The organism is Sphingomonas adhaesiva (genome assembly GCF_036946305.1).
GTDB classification, from domain to species: Bacteria; Pseudomonadota; Alphaproteobacteria; order Sphingomonadales; family Sphingomonadaceae; genus Sphingomonas; species Sphingomonas adhaesiva_B.
In genome coordinates, this window is the sequence record NZ_JAQIJJ010000002.1 from 239,831 (window position 1) to 258,608 (window position 18,778).

14 protein-coding genes, 3 tRNA genes, 3 rRNA genes and 1 pseudogene are annotated in these 18,778 nt (G+C 65.8%); 4 read left to right on the forward strand and 17 right to left on the reverse strand.

The features are described from left to right. Nucleotides 1–31: 31 nt before the first annotated feature. Nucleotides 32–331, reverse strand: coding sequence for a CtrA inhibitor SciP (gene sciP / locus PGN14_RS01250; RefSeq protein ID WP_335297603.1), 300 nt, complete (start codon nt 329–331; stop codon nt 32–34). A gap of 104 nt (nt 332–435) precedes the next feature. Beyond that, a complete protein-coding gene (locus PGN14_RS01255) occupies nt 436–627 on the reverse strand; it encodes a hypothetical protein (RefSeq protein WP_335297604.1) in 192 nt (63 codons plus the stop codon). Nucleotides 628–769: 142 nt separating this feature from the next. On the opposite strand from PGN14_RS01255, the gene mnmA reads away from it, so the two are divergent. Further along, nucleotides 770–1,867 (forward strand): tRNA 2-thiouridine(34) synthase MnmA, encoded by a 1,098-nt coding sequence (gene mnmA, locus PGN14_RS01260; RefSeq protein WP_335297605.1) that lies wholly within the window; start codon nt 770–772, stop codon nt 1,865–1,867. Between the two features lie 95 nt (nt 1,868–1,962). Here the strand turns inward: mnmA and PGN14_RS01265 are convergent, their stop codons facing one another. The 10 genes and pseudogenes from PGN14_RS01265 to PGN14_RS01310 all read right to left on the reverse strand — a co-directional run bounded on the left by PGN14_RS01265 (nt 1,963) and on the right by PGN14_RS01310 (nt 10,610). Continuing rightward, nucleotides 1,963–2,394, reverse strand: a complete 432-nt coding sequence (locus PGN14_RS01265) for a hypothetical protein (protein WP_335297606.1) — start codon at nt 2,392–2,394, stop codon at nt 1,963–1,965. Between the two features lie 68 nt (nt 2,395–2,462). Continuing rightward, nucleotides 2,463–3,257, reverse strand: coding sequence for a PhzF family phenazine biosynthesis protein (locus PGN14_RS01270; RefSeq protein ID WP_335297607.1), 795 nt, complete (start codon nt 3,255–3,257; stop codon nt 2,463–2,465). Nucleotides 3,258–3,276: 19 nt separating this feature from the next. Next, nucleotides 3,277–4,224: a cation diffusion facilitator family transporter gene (locus PGN14_RS01275; protein WP_335297608.1), complete on the reverse strand. Its 948-nt coding sequence runs from the start codon at nt 4,222–4,224 to the stop codon at nt 3,277–3,279. Then, nucleotides 4,221–4,803: pseudogene (pdxH, locus tag PGN14_RS01280) on the reverse strand (pyridoxamine 5'-phosphate oxidase). Before pdxH ends, PGN14_RS01275 begins: the two are co-directional and overlap by 4 nt. A gap of 240 nt (nt 4,804–5,043) precedes the next feature. Further along, nucleotides 5,044–5,116, reverse strand: a tRNA-Met gene (locus PGN14_RS01285). 65 nt (nt 5,117–5,181) lie between these two features. Beyond that, a 5S ribosomal RNA gene (rrf, locus tag PGN14_RS01290) occupies nt 5,182–5,296 on the reverse strand. 127 nt (nt 5,297–5,423) lie between these two features. Beyond that, nucleotides 5,424–8,253, reverse strand: a 23S ribosomal RNA gene (locus PGN14_RS01295). A 361-nt stretch (nt 8,254–8,614) separates the two neighbouring features. After that, nucleotides 8,615–8,690, reverse strand: a tRNA-Ala gene (locus PGN14_RS01300). A gap of 133 nt (nt 8,691–8,823) precedes the next feature. Continuing rightward, nucleotides 8,824–8,900: transfer RNA gene (locus PGN14_RS01305), tRNA-Ile, on the reverse strand. 221 nt (nt 8,901–9,121) lie between these two features. Then, nucleotides 9,122–10,610: ribosomal RNA gene (locus PGN14_RS01310) — 16S ribosomal RNA — on the reverse strand. Together the 16S, 23S and 5S rRNA genes with 3 tRNA genes alongside form the textbook arrangement of a ribosomal RNA operon. Nucleotides 10,611–11,040: 430 nt before the next feature. On the opposite strand from PGN14_RS01310, the gene PGN14_RS01315 reads away from it, so the two are divergent. Further along, entirely contained in the window at nt 11,041–12,522 is a 1,482-nt protein-coding gene (locus PGN14_RS01315) for a lipopolysaccharide biosynthesis protein (protein ID WP_335297609.1), read from the forward strand. A gap of 16 nt (nt 12,523–12,538) precedes the next feature. On the opposite strand, the gene PGN14_RS01320 is transcribed toward PGN14_RS01315, so the two are convergent. After that, entirely contained in the window at nt 12,539–12,964 is a 426-nt protein-coding gene (locus tag PGN14_RS01320; RefSeq protein ID WP_335297610.1) for a CBS domain-containing protein, read from the reverse strand. A gap of 76 nt (nt 12,965–13,040) precedes the next feature. Here PGN14_RS01320 and PGN14_RS01325 point away from each other — a divergent pair, with 76 nt between their 5' ends. Further along, nucleotides 13,041–13,349: a hypothetical protein gene (locus PGN14_RS01325; protein ID WP_335297611.1), complete on the forward strand. Its 309-nt coding sequence runs from the start codon at nt 13,041–13,043 to the stop codon at nt 13,347–13,349. A 64-nt stretch (nt 13,350–13,413) separates the two neighbouring features. On the opposite strand, the gene PGN14_RS01330 is transcribed toward PGN14_RS01325, so the two are convergent. The 4 genes from PGN14_RS01330 to hisS all read right to left on the reverse strand — a co-directional run bounded on the left by PGN14_RS01330 (nt 13,414) and on the right by hisS (nt 17,972). Beyond that, nucleotides 13,414–14,274, reverse strand: a complete 861-nt coding sequence (locus tag PGN14_RS01330) for a DUF4167 domain-containing protein (RefSeq protein WP_335297612.1) — start codon at nt 14,272–14,274, stop codon at nt 13,414–13,416. A 271-nt stretch (nt 14,275–14,545) separates the two neighbouring features. After that, complete coding sequence (gene prmC / locus PGN14_RS01335; protein WP_335297613.1) at nt 14,546–15,376, reverse strand: peptide chain release factor N(5)-glutamine methyltransferase; 831 nt, start codon at nt 15,374–15,376, stop codon at nt 14,546–14,548. A gap of 186 nt (nt 15,377–15,562) precedes the next feature. Then, nucleotides 15,563–16,639, reverse strand: a complete 1,077-nt coding sequence (gene prfA, locus PGN14_RS01340; protein WP_335297614.1) for a peptide chain release factor 1 — start codon at nt 16,637–16,639, stop codon at nt 15,563–15,565. Between the two features lie 112 nt (nt 16,640–16,751). Further along, the gene (gene hisS / locus PGN14_RS01345) at nt 16,752–17,972 is read right to left on the reverse strand and encodes a histidine--tRNA ligase (RefSeq protein WP_335297615.1); all 1,221 of its coding nucleotides are present in this window, start codon (nt 17,970–17,972) and stop codon (nt 16,752–16,754) included. 53 nt (nt 17,973–18,025) lie between these two features. Between hisS and PGN14_RS01350 the strand changes: the two genes are divergently transcribed. Next, nucleotides 18,026–18,676: a DUF1345 domain-containing protein gene (locus PGN14_RS01350; protein WP_335297616.1), complete on the forward strand. Its 651-nt coding sequence runs from the start codon at nt 18,026–18,028 to the stop codon at nt 18,674–18,676. Nucleotides 18,677–18,778 lie beyond the last annotated feature (102 nt).

Sequence of the window (18,778 nt, forward strand, 5' to 3'; positions counted from 1 at the left end):
CCGGTTATTGTTCCGGGCGCGTAATCGGGGATCAATATTTCTGCTGGCGTTCGTACAGCGACTTGTAATGCTGGATGCGGGTCACGCGCAACCCCGGCATGCCGGAGCGGTCGATGGCGCGCTGCCAGCCGGCGAATTCCTCCACCGTCAGGCCATAGCGCTGGCACACTTCGTCCACGCTCAGCAGCCCGCCGTTCACCGCGGCGACCACTTCGGCCTTGCGGCGTACCACCCAGCGGGTGGTGTCGGCCGGGGGCAAGGTGTCGATCGTGAGCGGCTCACCCAGCGGGCCGATCACTTTCGCGGGACGGATCTTCTGATTCTCGATCATTCTAACCTCGGTTCGGGGCGGGGGGCCCCCTCTCCAGTCTCGATGGCCACCTGCTACGGGTGCCGGGTTGAACGCGCCCTAAAACAGCGCGGTAAACAGCGTCTTCACGGCTCTCGCCAACCCGTCAGCGCGGCGGCGGCGGCGGGATTGAAGGCTCCGCCGGCCGCGCCCGCCCCGTTTCCCGCGCCCGCTCCGGCGGCGTTCAGTGCGCGCGCCATCTGCGCCGTGCGCGACGTGCGCTGTCGCGCGCGCAGCGTCGTCAGCAGCGAAGGAGCCGGGGTATCGGGATCGGTCATCGGGGCCGCGTCCATCCATCGTTCGTCAACATGCGATGGGACGCTCTACGCCCAGGCTGCTAAAGGTCGCGTAAAGCCCGCGGCAACGCTTCGTTCACACGGGTTTACGCGCGCCCGCCCGCCGGGGTATGAGGCGCGGATCATGGACGCGGTGGATTTTCAGCTCGGGGCGGGCGCGCGGCGCATCGTCGTGGCGATGTCGGGCGGGGTCGACAGCTCGGTCGTGGCGGCGCTGGCGGCGGCGAGCGGCGCGGAGACAATCGGCGTCACGCTCCAGCTCTACGACCATGGCGAGGCGACGAAGCGCGCGGGCGCGTGCTGCGCCGGGCGCGACATCCGCGATGCACGCGCGGTGTGCGACCGGCTGGGGATCGCGCATTACGTGTTCGACCACGAGTCGAGCTTTCGCACGCAGGTGGTCGACCGGTTCGCCGACGATTATCTCGCCGGGCGCACCCCGATCCCGTGCGTCCAGTGCAACATGGGGCCGAAATTCACCGACCTGCTGGCGCTGGCGCGCGACCTGGGCGCCGATTGCCTCGCGACCGGCCATTATGTGCGCCGCGTGATGGGCGCGCAGGGCGCGGAACTGCACCGCGGCAGCGATCCGGCACGCGACCAGAGCTATTTCCTGTTCGCGACCACCGCCGAGCAGCTCGATTTCCTGCGCTTCCCGCTCGGCGCGCTGCCCAAGCGCCGCGTGCGCGAGCTGGCGACCGAGCTGGGGCTGCTGGTCGCCGACAAGCCCGACAGTCAGGACATCTGCTTCGTTCCCGACGGCGATTATGCCTCCTTGGTCAAGAAGCTGCGTCCGGAGGCGGCGTCGGGCGGCGACATCGTCGACCTCGCCGGGCGCAAGCTGGGCGAGCATCGCGGGCTGGTCCATTATACCGTCGGCCAGCGCCGCGGGCTCGACCTGGGCGGCGCGCCGGAGCCGCTCTACGTCGTGCGTCTCGATCCCGCCGAGCGCCGCGTGGTGGTGGGGCCGCGTGCGGCACTGGCGGTGGGCGCCGCACGGCTCGATGCGATGAACGTGCTCGGCCCGCTCGGCGGCGCCATGACGGCGAAGGTGCGCTCGATGGCGAAGCCGGTGCCGGCGCGGATGGAGGGCGACCGCTTGGTGTTCGACGCACCCGAATATGGCGTTGCGCCGGGGCAGGCCGCGGTGCTGTACGATGGCGACCGCGTGCTGGGCGGCGGCTGGATCGCCTCGACCGAACCGGTCGCGCTCGCCGCCTGACGCGGCCCTTAGCGGGACCTCTGCGAACGTCCACATCCTCTCCGGCGCAGGCCGGGGTCCAGTTGCACGCGGTTTCAGCTCTTACGAGCCGACCGTCACTGGACCCCGGCCTGCGCCGGGGAACAAAAAAATGGTTCGCAGCGGTCCTGCGCAAGGCCGGGGCGTATCGATGATACCCGGGTGCCGGCCCGGACAAGAAAGAGCCCGGCAAGGGGGTTGCCGGGCCCAGGTTCGTCCAGGGAGCATTCCAGACGGTTGCGGTGCGCCCCGCCCGTGGGCGCGAAGCGGATTACAATGCGTTGCCGGGGGCGGTCGCGTTCTGATCGACCAGCGGGTCGACGGGGCGCGATATCGGCACCGTTGCCCGTCGCGCTCAGATTGGCGTCGGCCGGCTCCTCGTCGGTGACGATCGTGTCGTTGAACGCGGCGTCATTAGCCGCGGCGGCGTTGATGTCGGACGCGCGGTCGCAGGCGGCGAGCGTCAGCGCGAGCGTGGCGGCGGTGAGCGCGACAACGATCTTCTTCATCGGCAGGGATCCCCTTCGTCGTTCGCGAATCAATCTACATCGATTCACTGGGAGATCAACCCTGCCGATTACGGGAGCAGGAAGGTGCCCTCGATCGTCGTCACGCAATCGCCGCGCAGGATCACGCGGTCGCCCTCCAGCCGGCACCCGACATGCCCGCCGCGCGCGCTCGCCTGGAACGCGGTGAAGGTGTCGCGCGCCAGCACGCCCGCCCAATAGGGCGTGATGACCGCATGCGCGGAGCCGGTGACGGGATCCTCCGGGATATCGAAGAAATCGGTGAAGACGCGGCTGACGACCTCCGCCGTCTGCCCGCGCGCGGTGACGATATGGACCAGCGGCCCCAGCGCGGCGATCGCGCGGCCGTCCGGCGTCGCGGCGCGCACCGCGACCTCGTCCGCGACGACGACCACGGCATAGCCCTTGTCGTGCCACAGCGTCTCGACCGCCTCGACGCCCAGCGCCGCGACCACCTCGGGCAAGGGCTTCGCCGCGGGCGTCCAGGCCGGCAGCGCCATGGCATAGCCGCCCGCCTCGCGCGCGACCTCCAGCACCCCCGCCTGTCGCGTGCGGAACGTCACCTGATCGCGCATGGTGTCGGACGACAGCACCATATGCCCGCTCGCCAGCGTCGCATGGCCGCACAGCGCCACCTCCGCAGCGGGGGTGAACCAGCGCAGTTCATAGTCGGCCGCGCCACTCTCGTCGGCGACCAGAAAGGCGGTCTCCGACAGGTTGTTCTCCTGCGCGATGGCCTGCAGCACCGCATCGTCGAGCCATTGCGCCAGCGGCATCACCGCCGCCGGATTGCCCGCGAACGGCGCATCGGCAAAGGCATCCACCTGCGTGAACGGAATCCGCATCGTTTGTTTTCCTGTCCGGTTACAGCCGCTTCGAGAACCAGTGCGGCGTCACGTCCGCCTCCACCAGCGGATTGTCGGTATCGACATGCCCCTCCGGATCGAGGTGGATCAGCGTCTCGACCCGCGGGAAGGTGTCGCGCAGCGCGACCTCCACCCGCTCGACGATGCGATGCGCCTCGCGCACGCTCAGCTCCGGGTCGACCTCCATGTGGAATTGCGCGAAATCGTGGCTGCCCGAACGACGCGTGCGGAAATCGTGGATGCCGCGGATGCCCGGCTGGCGCGCGGCGACCTCGACGAAGGCGGCGCGCTGATCGTCGGGCCATTCCTTGTCCATCAGCATGTCGATCGCCTGGCTCGACGCCTGGAACGCACCCCAGGCGAGCCACACCGCGATCGCGATGCCGAACACCGGATCCGCCCCCGCCACGCCCAGATACTGGTCGAGCACCAGCGCACCGATGACGGCGGTGTTGAGCAGCACGTCGGACTGATAATGGACATTGTCGGCCAGGATCGCGACCGATCCGGTGCGGCGGATGATGCTGCGCTGATAGGCCAGCAGCACCATCGTCGCGACGATCGCGACGCCCGACACCGCGATCCCCAGCCCGGCATCCTCGTTGATCGACGGGTTGGAGAAGCGCTCGATCGCGCGCCACGCGATCCCGATCGCCGAGGCGGTGATCAGCACCACCTGGAACAGCGCCGCCAGCGCCTCCGCCTTGCCATGACCGAAGCGATGATCCTGGTCCGCCGGCTCCGCCGCCAGCTTCACCCCGTACAGCGTGACGAGGCTGGCGAGCAGGTCGAGCCCGGTGTCCGCCAGGCTGCCCAGCATCGCCACCGATCCGGTGTGCCAGGCGGCATAGCCCTTGATGACCAGCAGCGCGCAGGCCATCGCCACACTCGCCAGCGCGGCGCGCATCGCGAGCGGGATGATGCGGCGACGTTCGTCCTGCGTCATGGGTACAGCAATCCCTCGTTCCACCCGCCGTCCGCCTCGCGCGTGAACAGGCGACGCTCGTGCAGCCGGTGCGCACGGTCCTGCAGAATTCGATCCGCTCGGGCGCGACGATATAGCCGCCCCAGAACGGCGGCCGCGGCACGTCCTGCCCGTCGAAGCGCGCCTGCGCCGCCGCGAACCGCGCCTCGAACGTGGCACGCGCGTCGAGCGGACGCGACTGGTCCGACGCCCAGGCGCCGAGCTGCGAATCGCGCCCCGCGGGTCGCGAAATAGGCATCGCTCTGCGCATCGCTCGCGGGCGTCACCGCGCCCTCGATGCGAATCTGCCGGCGCAGCGACTTCCAGTGAAAGAGCAGCGCGGCCTGGGCGTTCGCGGCGAGATCGCCCGCCTTGCGGCTGCCGCGGTTGGTGTAGAAGACGAAGCCGTCGGGGCCATGCCCCTTGAGGAGCACCATCCGCACCGACGGCCCGCCCCGACGCATCCGCCGTCGCGAGCGCCATCGCGTTCGAGTCGTTGGGTTCATGCTGCCGCGCCTCGGCGTACCAGCCGTCGAACAGCGCAAAGGGATCGTCCGCCATCCGCGCCTCATACCGGCAAGCGGACGCCGCGTCATCCTCAAGGGGTGACGCAGGCGCGCGCCGGGGAAAGGTCGGCGGGCGGCGTGTGGCCGCGATCGCGCTGAGGTGAAGCCTACCGTGCTGTCACCGGAAAAGACGGCAAGGGGCCGACGGAGCGGACGCGGTCCAGCCGCCGCGCACGGAACGGAACGCGAAAACCCCCGCCAGCTGTCGCTGCGGGGGTGCGGTGGGGGATCTGGTTGCGGGGACAGGATTTGAACCTGTGACCTTCAGGTTATGAGCCTGACGAGCTACCGGGCTGCTCCACCCCCGCCGGGAGCGGTTTGCTCCGAAGCGTGTGTGACATTGTGAAGGGTTCTTGATACGCGAGGCTTCAATGCCTGGCAGCGACCTACTCTTCCACTGCTTAGGCAGTAGTACCATTGGCGCGGTCGGGTTTCACGGCCGAGTTCGGGATGGGATCGGGTGGTTCACCGACGCTATGGCCACCAGGCAATGAAGCGTCGCGTATCGCGCTCGCCCGGCGGGTGGCCGGGAGCGGGTGGGTTTCAAATCGATGCACGTTTTACTGGATGAGGGCGACACCATGCCACCAACGTTGATGTTGGGGGTGTGGAGCTCTCAAGCGCGAATAGGACAATTAGTATCGGTTAGCTCCATGCGTTACCGCACTTCCACATCCGATCTATCAAGGTGATGGTCTTTCACCGTCCTGTGAAATCTTATCTCGAGGGAGGCTTCCCGCTTAGATGCTTTCAGCGGTTATCCCGTCCGTACATAGCTACCCTGCTGCGCCGTTGGCACGACGACAGGTACACCAGAGGTACGTTCAACCCGGTCCTCTCGTACTAGGGTCAACTCCTCTCAAATTTCGACGCCCACGGCAGATAGGGACCAAACTGTCTCGCGACGTTCTGAACCCAGCTCACGTACCACTTTAATTGGCGAACAGCCAAACCCTTGGGACCTGCTCCAGCCCCAGGATGTGATGAGCCGACATCGAGGTGCCAAACAACCCCGTCGATATGAGCTCTTGGGGGTTATCAGCCTGTTATCCCCGGCGTACCTTTTATCCGTTGAGCGATGGCCCTTCCACGAGGGACCACCGGATCACTATGACCGACTTTCGTCTCTGCTCGACTTGTCAGTCTCGCAGTCAGGCTGGCTTATGCCATTGCACTCTAACAGCCGGTTTCCAACCGGCCTGAGCCAACCTTCGCGCGCCTCCGTACTCTTTAGGAGGCGACCGCCCAGTCAAACTACCCGCCACAGAGGGTCCCTGTTCCGGCTTCACGGAACGAGGTTAGACATCAGAAAACAACAGGGTGGTATTTCACCTATGGCTCCACACCGGCTGGCGCCAATGCTTCAAAGCCTCCCACCTATGCTACACAGTTCTTTCCTAATGCCACTCTGAAGCTGCAGTAAAGGTGCACGGGGTCTTTCCGTCTAACCGCGGGTACTCCGCATCTTCACGGAGAATTCAATTTCGCTGAGCATGTCCTGGAGACAGTGGGGAAGTCGTTACGCCATTCGTGCAGGTCGGAACTTACCCGACAAGGAATTTCGCTACCTTAGGACCGTTATAGTTACGGCCGCCGTTTACCTGGGCTTCATTTCAGAGCTTGCACCCCTCCACTTAACCTTCAGGCACCGGGCAGGCGTCAGGCCCTATACGTCGTCTTGAAGCCGACTTAGCAGAGCCCTGTGTTTTTGCTAAACAGTCGCTACCCCCTGGCCTGTGCCCCCCCGACAGAGCTTGCGCTTAGCCGGGGGCCTCCTTCTTCCGAAGGTACGGAGGCAATTTGCCGAGTTCCTTCAGGACACTTCTCTGCAAGCGCCTTGGTATACTCTACCAGACCACCTGTGTCGGTTTCGGGTACGGTCTATACGGTGGGGCTATTTCCCGGGACAGTTTCGAAGCACGGCCAATCCGTTAAGGCCGTACAACACACACCATCCGTCACACACACCACCAGGCTGCGGAATATTAACCGCATTCCATCGACTACCCCCTTCGGGCTCGTCTTAGGGGCCGGCTCACCCTGCGCGGATTAGCCTTGCGCAGGAACCCTTGGTCTTTCGGCGAGAGGGCATCTCACCCTCTTTTATCGCTACTCATGTCTGCATTCGCACTTCCGATACCTCCACGACCCATTACCAGATCGCTTCGCAGGCTTACGGAACGCTCCGCTACCGCGTGCATTGCTGCACACCCTAAGCTTCGGTGCACGTCTTGAGCCCCGGTACATCTTCGCCGCAGGAACCCTTGTTTAGACCAGTGAGCTGTTACGCTTTCTTTAAAGGATGGCTGCTTCTAAGCCAACCTCCTGGTTGTTTTGGGATTCCCACATGCTTTCCCACTTAGACGTGACTTGGGGACCTTAGCTGTAGGTCAGGGCTGTTTCCCTTTTGACGACGGACCTTAGCACCCGCCGTCTGTCTCCCAGATAGCACTCGCAGGTATTCGGAGTTTGGTTAGGTTTGGTAGATCTCGCGACCCCCTAGCCCATCCAGTGCTCTACCCCCTGCGGTGTTCGTCTGAGGCACTACCTCAATAGTTTTCGCGGAGAACCCAGCTATTTCCCGGCTTGATTGGCCTTTCACCCCTAAACACAACTCATCCGGTAACTTTTCAACGTTAATCGGTTCGGACCTCCAGTGTGTGTTACCACACCTTCATCCTGGTCATGCCTAGATCGCCGGGTTTCGGGTCTAATACACCAAACTCAAATCGCCTATTCAGACTCGCTTTCGCTGCGCCTACACCTATCGGCTTAAGCTTGCTTGGTACATTAAGTCACAGACCCATTATGCAAGAGGTACGCAGTCAGGGCACAAGACCCCCTCCTACTGCTTGTAGGCAATCCGTTTCAGGTACTGTTTCACTCCCCTCATCGGGGTGCTTTTCACCTTTCCCTCACGGTACTAGTTCGCTATCGGTCGCATACGAGTATTTAGGCTTGGAGGGTGGTCCCCCCATGTTCAGACAGGATTACACGTGTCCCGCCCTACTCGAGTCCTGACACATCACTTTCGCATACGGGGCTGTCACCCGCTACGGCCGATCTTTCCAGATCGTTCTGCTAGTTGAATGTCAGGCACTGGCCTGGTCCGCGTTCGCTCGCCACTACTAACGGAATCTCGGTTGATGTCTTTTCCTCCAGGTACTGAGATGTTTCAGTTCCCCGGGTTCGCTTCTTGAACCCTATGTATTCAGGTCCAAGATACTCATGTTCCCAATTACCAAGGTCAGCGCCGCTCCCCGACACGCATGAAGCGTGCCGCCGAGCGGCTCAGCTCTTGATAATCAGGATGAGTGGGTTTCCCCATTCGGAAATCTGCGGGTCAAAGGTTGCTCACACCTCACCGCAGCTTATCGCAGCGTGCCACGTCCTTCATCGCCTGTATGCGCCAAGGCATCCACGAATTGCCCTTACCTCACGCTTGAGAGCCCACACCACCAACATCAACGCTGGATTAGCTGAGCCGCTCGGCGGCACGCTTCAGGGCGCCCATCAAAGTATTACTTTGATGGGAACCTCTCGCGTGTCGACGATCGGCTCCTCCAACCACTCGGCATAGCGTCGAAGCGGTATCAGGTGCAGGTGTCATAATCTCAGCCAGATATTAGTGAATTGCCAGTGCCTCGATCGCGCTACAGCCAAAGCCGTCTCGCTCTCTCGCCACCGACACCTTCACGGCATCGATTTTAAGAACCCATTCACAATGTCAAAGAGGAAGCCGTAGCTTCCATAACCGCTGCGTCTCGCAGCGGAACTGGTGTCTTCATCTCTAGGTATATGGCGCGTGGTGGAGCTTATCGGGATCGAACCGATGACCTGATGCTTGCAAAGCAACCGCTCTCCCAGCTGAGCTAAAGCCCCATGCGCAGCCAGCGAGACGCAGCAGCGAAGCTGATGCGCACACTGGCAAGCACGATCGGCGTGGCACAAGCCTGCGCCAGAGGGCGCGGCTTTTGCCGCGTCCGGCGGCGTAGGCCTCGCGGAACGCCTGTCGTGGTGGGCCGAGTAGGAGTTGAACCTACGACCTCACGCTTATCAGGCGTGCGCTCTAACCACCTGAGCTACCGGCCCGCACACGCTGCGCCGTCAGTCGCGGCAAAGCCGCGCCTTGTGGCGCCGCTCAGCCGCGCTGGCCGAGCGCGTTTGCGTGCGAAATAGCTGACGCTATTCCGTCTCGCAAACTTACCTAGGATGAAGGGACATGAGGACGGTGGTACTGATATGTTCTTTGGAATGGGAGGAAGCTCTTCCACCTGGCGAACCAGATGGCGCTTGACCGCCGCTATCCTTAGAAAGGAGGTGATCCAGCCGCAGGTTCCCCTACGGCTACCTTGTTACGACTTCACCCCAGTCGCTAAGCCCACCGTGGTCGCCTGCCTCTCATTGCTGAGTTAGCGCAACGCCTTCGGGTGAACCCAACTCCCATGGTGTGACGGGCGGTGTGTACAAGGCCTGGGAACGTATTCACCGCGGCATGCTGATCCGCGATTACTAGCGATTCCGCCTTCATGCTCTCGAGTTGCAGAGAACAATCCGAACTGAGACGACTTTTGGAGATTAGCTCACCCTCGCGGGATTGCAGCCCACTGTAGTCGCCATTGTAGCACGTGTGTAGCCCAGCGCGTAAGGGCCATGAGGACTTGACGTCATCCCCACCTTCCTCCGGCTTATCACCGGCGGTTCCTTTAGAGTACCCAACCAAATGATGGTAACTAAAGGCGAGGGTTGCGCTCGTTGCGGGACTTAACCCAACATCTCACGACACGAGCTGACGACAGCCATGCAGCACCTGTGTTCCAGTCCCCGAAGGGAAGAGATCCATCTCTGGAAATCGTCCGGACATGTCAAACGCTGGTAAGGTTCTGCGCGTTGCTTCGAATTAAACCACATGCTCCACCGCTTGTGCAGGCCCCCGTCAATTCCTTTGAGTTTTAACCTTGCGGCCGTACTCCCCAGGCGGATAACTTAATGCGTTAGCTGCGCCACCCAAAGACCAAGTCCCCGGACAGCTAGTTATCATCGTTTACGGCGTGGACTACCAGGGTATCTAATCCTGTTTGCTCCCCACGCTTTCGCACCTCAGCGTCAATACCAGTCCAGTGAGCCGCCTTCGCCACTGGTGTTCTTCCGAATATCTACGAATTTCACCTCTACACTCGGAATTCCACTCACCTCTCCTGGATTCAAGCGATGCAGTCTCAAAGGCAGTTCTGGAGTTGAGCTCCAGGCTTTCACCTCTGACTTACAAAGCCGCCTACGTGCGCTTTACGCCCAGTAATTCCGAACAACGCTAGCTCCCTCCGTATTACCGCGGCTGCTGGCACGGAGTTAGCCGGAGCTTATTCTCCCGGTACTGTCATTATCATCCCGGGTAAAAGAGCTTTACAACCCTAAGGCCTTCATCACTCACGCGGCATTGCTGGATCAGGCTTTCGCCCATTGTCCAATATTCCCCACTGCTGCCTCCCGTAGGAGTCTGGGCCGTGTCTCAGTCCCAGTGTGGCTGATCATCCTCTCAGACCAGCTATGGATCGTCGGCTTGGTAGGCTCTTACCCCACCAACTACCTAATCCAACGCGGGCTCATCCTCTGGCGATAAATCTTTGGTCTCGCGACATCATCCGGTATTAGCAGCAATTTCTCGCTGTTATTCCGAACCAAAGGGCAGATTCCCACGCGTTACGCACCCGTGCGCCACTAAGGCCGAAGCCTTCGTTCGACTTGCATGTGTTAGGCATGCCGCCAGCGTTCGTTCTGAGCCAGGATCAAACTCTCAAGTTTGATGCTCGATCTCACCGCAGCGGAATAACCACGATGAAACCGCTCACTTCAAGGAGCCGTTCCTGCACATTCACGTAATGGAAACGTGAAGGACACATGAAACGACTTATGCTCTAACGACCCCAACGCACCTTGTATGCGCCAGACCCGCAGACCACCGTCCACATGTCCCTTCATCTAAACCTACAATGTCAAAGAGCGGCAAAAACCGACGCCCTGGTCAATCCCCTTTTACCGGGGCGACCTAAGCGCCTGATTTTCCGTGACTTCCGAAGCGCTCCGTGTGGTGCACCCCGTCGGTGGAGTGGCTTCTATGCCCGGCTTTCAGATCGGTCAAACACTTTTTGCAATTTTCTTTCACTCCCGTGTCAAATCCGCGGAAATCCTGGGGTTTTAACGTGGTGGTGACCCTGTTCGGGTAGCCGGGGGCATGGCCGGAGCGACGAATCACATCGCGAATCACGCGTCGGAGGCCGAATCCGGGCTCGCGCAGCAGGTGCGCGCCGCCGTTCTGTGGCGGTCCGGGGGCCAGATTACCGCGCAGATCGTGCAATGGGGCGCGACCTTCCTGGTCATCCGCATTCTGACGCCCGCCGATTACGGGCTGTTCGCGATGACCGGCGTGGTCATGGCCTTCATGAGCATGCTCGACGGCTACGGCCTCGCCAACGGGCTGATCCGCCAGCCGCACGTCACGCCGCGGATGATCCGCCAGCTGCTCGGCATGCTGATCGTCCTCAATGCCGGGCTGGCGACGGTGCAATGCGCGATCGCGCCGCTGGCCGCGGCTTATTATCGCCAGCCCGAGGTCGCGGCGCTGTTGCGGGTGCAGGCGCTGATGTACCTGACCACGCCGTTCATCGCGCTGCCCGCCGCGCTGCTGGCGCGCGCGATGGACTTTCGTGCGCAGGCCAAGGCCAATATGCTCGCCGCGGTCGCCGCCGCCGGCACCGCCCTCGCCGGCGCCTGGTCGGGATGGGGGGTGTGGACGCTGGTGGCCGCGCCCTTCGTGCTGTTCACGACGCGCGCGGTGGCGATGACATGGCAGGCGCGCGCGTTCGTCCTGCCCAGCTTCGACTTTCGCGGCGCCGGGCACCTGGCGCGCTACGGCGGGTTGATGGCGCTGGGGCAGCTGTTCTGGTTCGTGCAGAGCCAGGCCGACGTATTCGTCGCGGGCCGCACCTTCTCCGCACACGCGCTGGGCATCTATACCACCAGCCTGTTCCTGGCGCAGATCTTCGTCGCGAAGTTCGTCCCCGCGCTCAACGACGTCGCCTTCTCCGCCTATGCCCGGTTGCAGGACGATGCGGCGGCGCGCGCGCTGGCCTTTGCCAAGGCGGTGCGCGTGGTGATGGCGGCGGCGCTGCCCTTCTATCTCGGCCTCGCCGCGACCGCCGAGCCGCTGGTGCTGGCGATGCTGGGGGAGAAATGGCGCCAGGCGATCCCCGTCGTCCGGCTGCTGGCGCTGGCGATGCCGTTCGTCACGGTGCAGGTGCTGTACCAGCCGGCGTGCGACGCGATCGGGCGGCCGGGCATCAGCGTGCGCAACGGCGCCACCGGCGCGGCGATCATGGCGGTCGCTTTCCTGCTGGGGGTCGGCGGTGGTGCGACCGGGCTGGCCGCGGCATGGTTGGCGGGAGCACCGCTATACCTGCTGCTGGGCAGCCGGCGCGCGCTGCCCGCGATCGGCGCGCGGGGGCGCGACGTGCTGCGCGCGGTGCGCCCGGCGCTGATCGCCGCATTGATGATGGCGGCGGTGGTGGTCGCGACCGACCGCCTGTTGCCGCCGCTGGCGCCGGTGCCGCGGCTCGCGCTGCTGGTCGCACTGGGCGTCGTCGCCTATGGCGTCGCGCTGTCGGCGATCGCGCGCCCGCTGCTGCGCGAACTGGTCGCGCTGGCGCGGCGGGCGTAGGGTCAGGAGGAGCCGGTCAGGCCTGCTGGATATAGTCGCGCATCGCCGCGGCGTCCGCCTCGATCCGGTCGATGCGGTATTTCACCAGGTCGCCGATCGACACCAGCCCGATCACGCGACCGTCCTCCACCACCGGCAGGTGGCGGATCCGCCGCCGCGTCATCAGCGCCAGCGCGCCGATCACGCTTTCGTGCGGCGATACCGTCACCGCCGGCGCGGTCATCGCGCCGCCGACCGGCGCGTCCAGCGCCACCGCGCCATGCGCCAGCAACCGGATGACGTCGCGTTCGGAGAAGATGCCCTGCACCCCGTCGCCCGCGATCACCGGCACGGCGCCGATCCGGCGCTCCGCCAGCACGGCGATCACCTGCCCCACCGGTGTCTCCGGCGTGACGGAGAACAAATCCCGGCCCTTGTCCTTCAGGATGGCGGCGATGGTCATGATCCAGCTCCTCTCCCGTGGGTCGCTTGCCGCACGGGCTGGCATCATCCCACCTTTCGGCGCAAAGACAATAACCATGGCATATGACGACGCCGCTCCGCGCGCCTCCGGGCTGGACGATCCGCGCGGCGCGCATTGGGCGTGGCGCCGCTTCCGCCGCATCCTGGCCTGGGTGACGCTGGTCGGCGTGGCCGCGGCGGTGGTGGCGGTGTGGCTGCTGGGGAAGGCCTATGGCCCGCTCGGCTGGATCGCGACCGCCGCGACGATCGGCGGCGTGGTCGGATCGGTGGCGATGGCGGGCGCGCTGATGGGCCTCGCCTTCATGAGTTCCGGTACCGGGCATGACGAGGCGGTCGATCGCTTTCCCGCCGACGACCGGCCCTGAATGCACGAGCCCCGCGCCGTCGTGGTGACGGCGCGGGGCTCGGCAACTGGACCTGCGACGACGCTTATTCGGCCGGAGTGGCCTCCACCGCGGCGCGCACGCGACGGCGGCGCGGCTTGGGCGCGTCCTCCGCGGCGGGCGCCTCGCCAGCCGGCTCGGTCGCGGCGACCGGCGCGCTGAGCGCAGGCGGCAGGCGATCGATGTCGAACCCGGGCTGATCGGCGCTCGCCTCTTCGCGCGGCTTGCGGGTGCGGCGGCGCGGCGCGCGGGCCTCGTCGGCGACCGGAGCCTCAGCAACGGGGGCTGGCACGAGGGGGGCCGGCGCGGCGGCCACCGGCTCGACCGCGTCGCGCTCGAACCGCGGCTCGGTGCGCTCGCCGTTGCGCTCGGCATGGCCGTTGCGCGCCTCGCGCTGACGGTCGTCGCGCTGACGGTCATCACGGGGGCGATCATCGCGGGGGCGATCGTCACGCTGGCGGCCCTCGCGCTGGCGATCATCACGGGGACGATCGTCGCGCTGGCGGTCGTCGCGGCGGGGACGGGCATCGCTCTCGCTGGCGCGCGCCTGTTCCTCGGCGCGGATCGGCTCGCCTTCGTCGCCGAAGTCGTCGCCATCGTCGAACTGGTCGAAATCGTCGCGCAGGCGGCGCGGCGCCTGCTGATCGTCCGAGCGGCCGCGCTGATCGGCGAGGACGCGGAAATAATGGTCGGCGAACTGGAGGTAATATTCGGTGTTGACGCGGTCGCCGGACAGCTGCGCGTCGCGCGCCATGTTGCGGTATTTCTCCAGCAGCTGCGCCGCATTGCCGCGCGCGCGGCTGTCGATCCGGTTGCCGCTGTCGCGCTGGCCCTGTCCGCCACCGCCGCCGGGGCGCTGGTTACCACCACGGCCGCGACGGCGACCGTTCTGACGGTTGTTGATCAAATCACTGTCCTCGTCCTGGAAACCAAACCGGCACTTGCTCCCCCCGGCCAACGGCATCGGGTAAGGGTTGCAGTCATCCCCGGCACACCGCCTGCACCAAAGAGCGCGGCGGGCGCCTGCCACGGTCGCCGGACTGCAGCGACTGTCGACGAAAGGGAGGGTCGGCTGCCCGACGCCGCACCAAGTGCCGTCGAGTTCGCGTGCCCCGCCGCCATCCCTAGCCGTTCGGCAGGCGTTCTCAAAGGGAAATATTGGGCGTCGCCGCGACTTTTCAACCCGTCGGCCGCGTCGCGATCAGGCAGCGCGGATGCCCGGCGAGGTCGGCGCGCACCGCCACCGCCAGCCCGGCGGCGCGAAACAGTGCGCCGGCGCTGTCGCGCTGGTCCCAGCCGATCTCGATACAGGCCGCCCCGCCGGGCGCGATCAGCGCCGGCAGCTGACGCGCGATGACGCGATAATCGTCCAGCCCATCCGCCCCGGCGAACAGCGCGCCCGCCGGCTCGTGCGCGTGCACCTCGCGCGGCAACTCGGCATCGGTCGCGATATAGGGCGGATTGGCGAGCACCAGGTCGAACGCCTCGGCGACCCCCACGCCCCAGTCGCCGTGGCGCAGCGCGACGCGACCCTCCATCTCCAAGGCCGCCGCGTTGCGCCGCGCCCAGCCGAGCGCCGCCTCGCTCGCCTCCACCCCCACGCCGGTCGCGTCCGGCCATTCGGCGAGCGCGGCGAACAGCAGCGTCCCCGGCCCGGTGCCGAGGTCGAGGATGCGGCGCGGCCCCGCCCCGCCCGCGAAATGCGCCACCGCCGCCTCGATCAGCGTCTCGCTATCCGCGCGCGGCACCAGCGCGCCGGGTCCGACCAGCAGGTCGATCGTCCAGAAGGCGCGGGTGCCGGTGATATAGGCGACCGGCTCATGCGCCGCGCGGCGCTCGACCAAAGCGACGAAGGTGGTGGGAACGGCGTGGTCGCCCAGCGTGAGGAGCAACCGCTCCCGCGTGATGCCGAGCGCATGGGCGAGCAGCAGCTCCGCATCCAGCCGCGGCGTGTCGGAAAAGGCGAAACGCGCGCTGGCCTCGCGCAGCGCGGCGCGGGCGTCGGTCATCGGATGACGGCGCGAAGGCGCCTTTCACTTTGCATGCGGATCACTTCCATCGCCACGGACACACCCTCTTCGCGCCTCCGCGTGAACCCTTCCAAGGACCGCCGCGGCAAAGCCGCGTCGTCGGACGGGGCCAGGCCCCGCCGGCCGGGCTTGCGCGAGTCTTGCCGCGGCACGCGGCAAGCCGCGCTACGCCTCCAAACTCGCCAGCCGTTCCGCTTCGTCCTCCGAGATCAGCGCCCCGATCAGCTCGTCCATCTCGCCCTGCAAAATCTCCGGCAGGCGATGCAGCGTCAGGTTGATGCGGTGGTCCGTCACCCGCCCCTGCGGAAAGTTGTACGTGCGGATCCGCTCCGAGCGATCACCCGAGCCGACCATCGCCTTGCGCGTGCCCGACCGCTCGGCGGCCAGCCGCTCGCGCTCCGCCTCATACAATCGGGTGCGCAGCACCTTGAGCGCCTTGGCCTTGTTCTTGTGCTGCGACTTCTCGTCCTGCTGGATCACGACCAGCCCGGTGGGAAGGTGGGTGATGCGCACCGCGCTGTCGGTGGTGTTGACCGACTGCCCGCCCGGCCCGGACGAACGATAGACGTCGATGCGCAAATCCTTCGCCTCGTCGATCTGGACATCGACCTCCTCCGCCTCGGGCAGCACCGCGACGGTCGCGGCGGAGGTGTGGATGCGCCCGCCGCTTTCGGTCACCGGCACGCGCTGGACGCGGTGGACGCCGCTTTCGAACTTCAGCTTCGCGAACACGCCGCTGCCGGTGACGCTGGCGACGACTTCCTTGTAGCCGCCGGCGTCGCTGTCCGATGCGGAGATCAGCTCGACGCGCCAGCCCTGCCGTTCGGCATAGCGCTGATACATGCGGAACAGGTCGCCCGCGAACAGCGCCGCCTCGTCACCGCCGGTGCCGGCGCGTACCTCCAGCATCGCGGAGCGCTGGTCGGCGGCGTCGCGCGGCAGCAGCGCGAGCGCGAGGCGGCGGTCGGCCCCCTCCAGCGCGCTGCGATTCTCGCGCAGTTCCTCCTCGGCCATTGCGCGCAGCTCGGCATCGGCGTCGCCGGTCATGTGCGCGAGGCTGTCCGCCTCCTGCCGCAGCCGGCGCACCTCGCCCGCCGCCTGCGCGACCGGCTCCAGCTCGGCATATTCCTTCGACACCTGAACGAACCGGTCGCCGTCGAGGTCGCCGGTGGCCATCATCGCCGCGAGTTCGTCGCGCCGCGCCTCGATCTGGCGGATGCGGTCGAGCGAGATGGTGGTCATGACGCTGGCCCCGTCACCCCAGGCTCGACCCGGGGTCCCGCTTCTTCAGCGATGTGAGAGGAGAAGCGGGACCCCGGCTCAAGGCCGGGGTGACGTGCTATATGCGGCAAGGTCACGCCAGCACCTCGGCAACGCGCGACACGTCGCCGCGCAGCACGCGCCCGCGCGACGCGACCGTATCGCCATCCATCGCGAACACCAACGTCTCCGCCGGCGCCAGCTTCAGCGCGCGATCGTAGCGCTTCTTCGGCGACCCGGTCGCGACCAGTTCCGCCGAAACGCCCGCGCGCCGCAACCGGGCGAGCGCCGCCACCGCGGCGTCGTGCGCGCGGTCGTCCTCGACCACCACCGCCACCTCGGGCCGTGCCGCCGCCGGTTCCTCGATCAGCATCGCCAGCCGCTCGACCCCCGCGGCCCAGCCCACGCCCGCGGTCGCCGGGCCACCGAGCGACTCGACCAGCCCGTCATAGCGCCCGCCCGCCAGCACGGTGCCTTGCGCGCCCAGCCGGTCGGTGACGAATTCGAACGCGGTGTGGCGGTAATAATCCAGCCCGCGCACCAGCCGCTCGTTGCGGGTCCAGCGCACGCCCGCGGCATCCAGCCCCTTTTGCACCGCCTCGAAGAAGGCGCCGGCCTCCGCGCTCATATAGGCGTCGATGCCGGGGGCGGTGTCGGCCACGGGGCGGTCGCGCGGATCCTTGGAATCGAGGATCCGCAGCGGGTTCTTGGCGAGGCGGGTCAGGCTGTCCTCGCTCAACTCCCCGCGATGCGCCTCGAAATGCGCCACCAAAGCGTCACGCCACGCATCGCGCGTCGCCGCGTCGCCCAAGGTGTTGAGCTGGAGCATCACGCCCTCGACGCCCAGTTCCGCCAGCAGCTGGTCGGCGAGCGTCAGCAATTCGACATCCGCCGCCGGCTCGGGTGCGCCCAGTATCTCGGCGTCGATCTGGTGGAACTGGCGATAGCGCCCCTTCTGCGGGCGCTCGTAGCGAAACACAGCGCCGCTGGTGACGACCTTGACCGGCGCATATTGCTGCCAGCCGTTGGTGATGTACGCCCGCGCGATCCCGGCGGTGAATTCGGGGCGCAGTGTCAGCGAATCGCCGCCCTTGTCGGGGAAGGAATACATCTCCTTCGACACCACGTCGGTGGTCTCGCCGATCGAGCGCGCGAAGACCTGCGTATCCTCGAACACCGGCGTCTCCACCCGTTCGAAGCCATAGAGGCGGCGCACGCGGTCGAAGGTGGCGAGGACGTGCGCGAAGCGGCGTTCCTCGTCGCGGAAGATGTCCTGGGTGCCGCGGACGCGGGCGGGGGTCTGGATACGGGCCATGATGGGGTGGCGTATCTAGTCGGACACCATGCGTTCCGCTAGCGCTCTTCGTCATGCACGAACCGCATCGCTGGTGGGGATTGGGACAGCGCGTGGCGCCGCCGCGCTTCGTCCTGTTCATGATCGTCTTCGCGGGCGCCACCGCGGCGCTGTGGCACGTCGCGGGGCGCGGGCGCGCGATCATGGGCGGGTTCGACCTGGCCGCCGCGATCTTCCTGATCGCGATCGCCGCGCTGTTCCGCCGCGACACCCCCGAGCAGATGCGCCGCGCGGCACAGGCCAACGACGCCAACCGCGCGCTGCTGCTGGCGATCAGCGGCGCGGTGTCGCTGGTGATCCTGCTGGCGGTGCATGACGAGCTGAAGGGGAAGAACGACACGCTGGCGATCGTGCTGGTGATCGCGACGCTGGCGCTGGCGTGGCTGTTCACCAACATGGTCTATGCGCTGCATTACGCGCATTTGTTTTACAGCCCGGGGGAGAACGGGAAGGACGAGGGCGGGATCGACTTTCCCGGCACGGACACGCCCGATTACTGGGACTTTCTCTATTTCAGCTACACGCTGGGGATGACGTTCCAGACCTCCGACGTATCGATCAGCGACACGCGCATCCGGCGCATCGTCACCGGGCAGTGCCTCGCGGCGTTCGTGTTCAACCTGGGGGTGATCGCCTTCAGCATCAACGTGCTGGGGGGCGGGTGAACCGCAACGATCGCGTCACCCCGGGCTTGACCCGGGGTACCGCTTTTCTTTCAACGTTGCGGAAGAAGCGGGACCCCGGCTCAAGGCCGGGGTGACGAGGCG

Coding starts and splice junctions, on each gene's coding strand:
- sciP (WP_335297603.1), bottom strand. CDS start 331: ATGATCGAGAATCAGAAGATCCGTCCCGCGAAAGTGATCGGCCCGCTG.
- PGN14_RS01255 (WP_335297604.1), bottom strand. CDS start 627: ATGACCGATCCCGATACCCCGGCTCCTTCGCTGCTGACGACGCTGCGC.
- mnmA (WP_335297605.1), top strand. CDS start 770: ATGGACGCGGTGGATTTTCAGCTCGGGGCGGGCGCGCGGCGCATCGTC.
- PGN14_RS01265 (WP_335297606.1), bottom strand. CDS start 2,394: ATGAAGAAGATCGTTGTCGCGCTCACCGCCGCCACGCTCGCGCTGACG.
- PGN14_RS01270 (WP_335297607.1), bottom strand. CDS start 3,257: ATGCGGATTCCGTTCACGCAGGTGGATGCCTTTGCCGATGCGCCGTTC.
- PGN14_RS01275 (WP_335297608.1), bottom strand. CDS start 4,224: ATGACGCAGGACGAACGTCGCCGCATCATCCCGCTCGCGATGCGCGCC.
- PGN14_RS01315 (WP_335297609.1), top strand. CDS start 11,041: ATGGCCGGAGCGACGAATCACATCGCGAATCACGCGTCGGAGGCCGAA.
- PGN14_RS01320 (WP_335297610.1), bottom strand. CDS start 12,964: ATGACCATCGCCGCCATCCTGAAGGACAAGGGCCGGGATTTGTTCTCC.
- PGN14_RS01325 (WP_335297611.1), top strand. CDS start 13,041: ATGGCATATGACGACGCCGCTCCGCGCGCCTCCGGGCTGGACGATCCG.
- prmC (WP_335297613.1), bottom strand. CDS start 15,376: ATGACCGACGCCCGCGCCGCGCTGCGCGAGGCCAGCGCGCGTTTCGCC.
- prfA (WP_335297614.1), bottom strand. CDS start 16,639: ATGACCACCATCTCGCTCGACCGCATCCGCCAGATCGAGGCGCGGCGC.
- hisS (WP_335297615.1), bottom strand. CDS start 17,972: ATGGCCCGTATCCAGACCCCCGCCCGCGTCCGCGGCACCCAGGACATC.
- PGN14_RS01350 (WP_335297616.1), top strand. CDS start 18,026: ATGCACGAACCGCATCGCTGGTGGGGATTGGGACAGCGCGTGGCGCCG.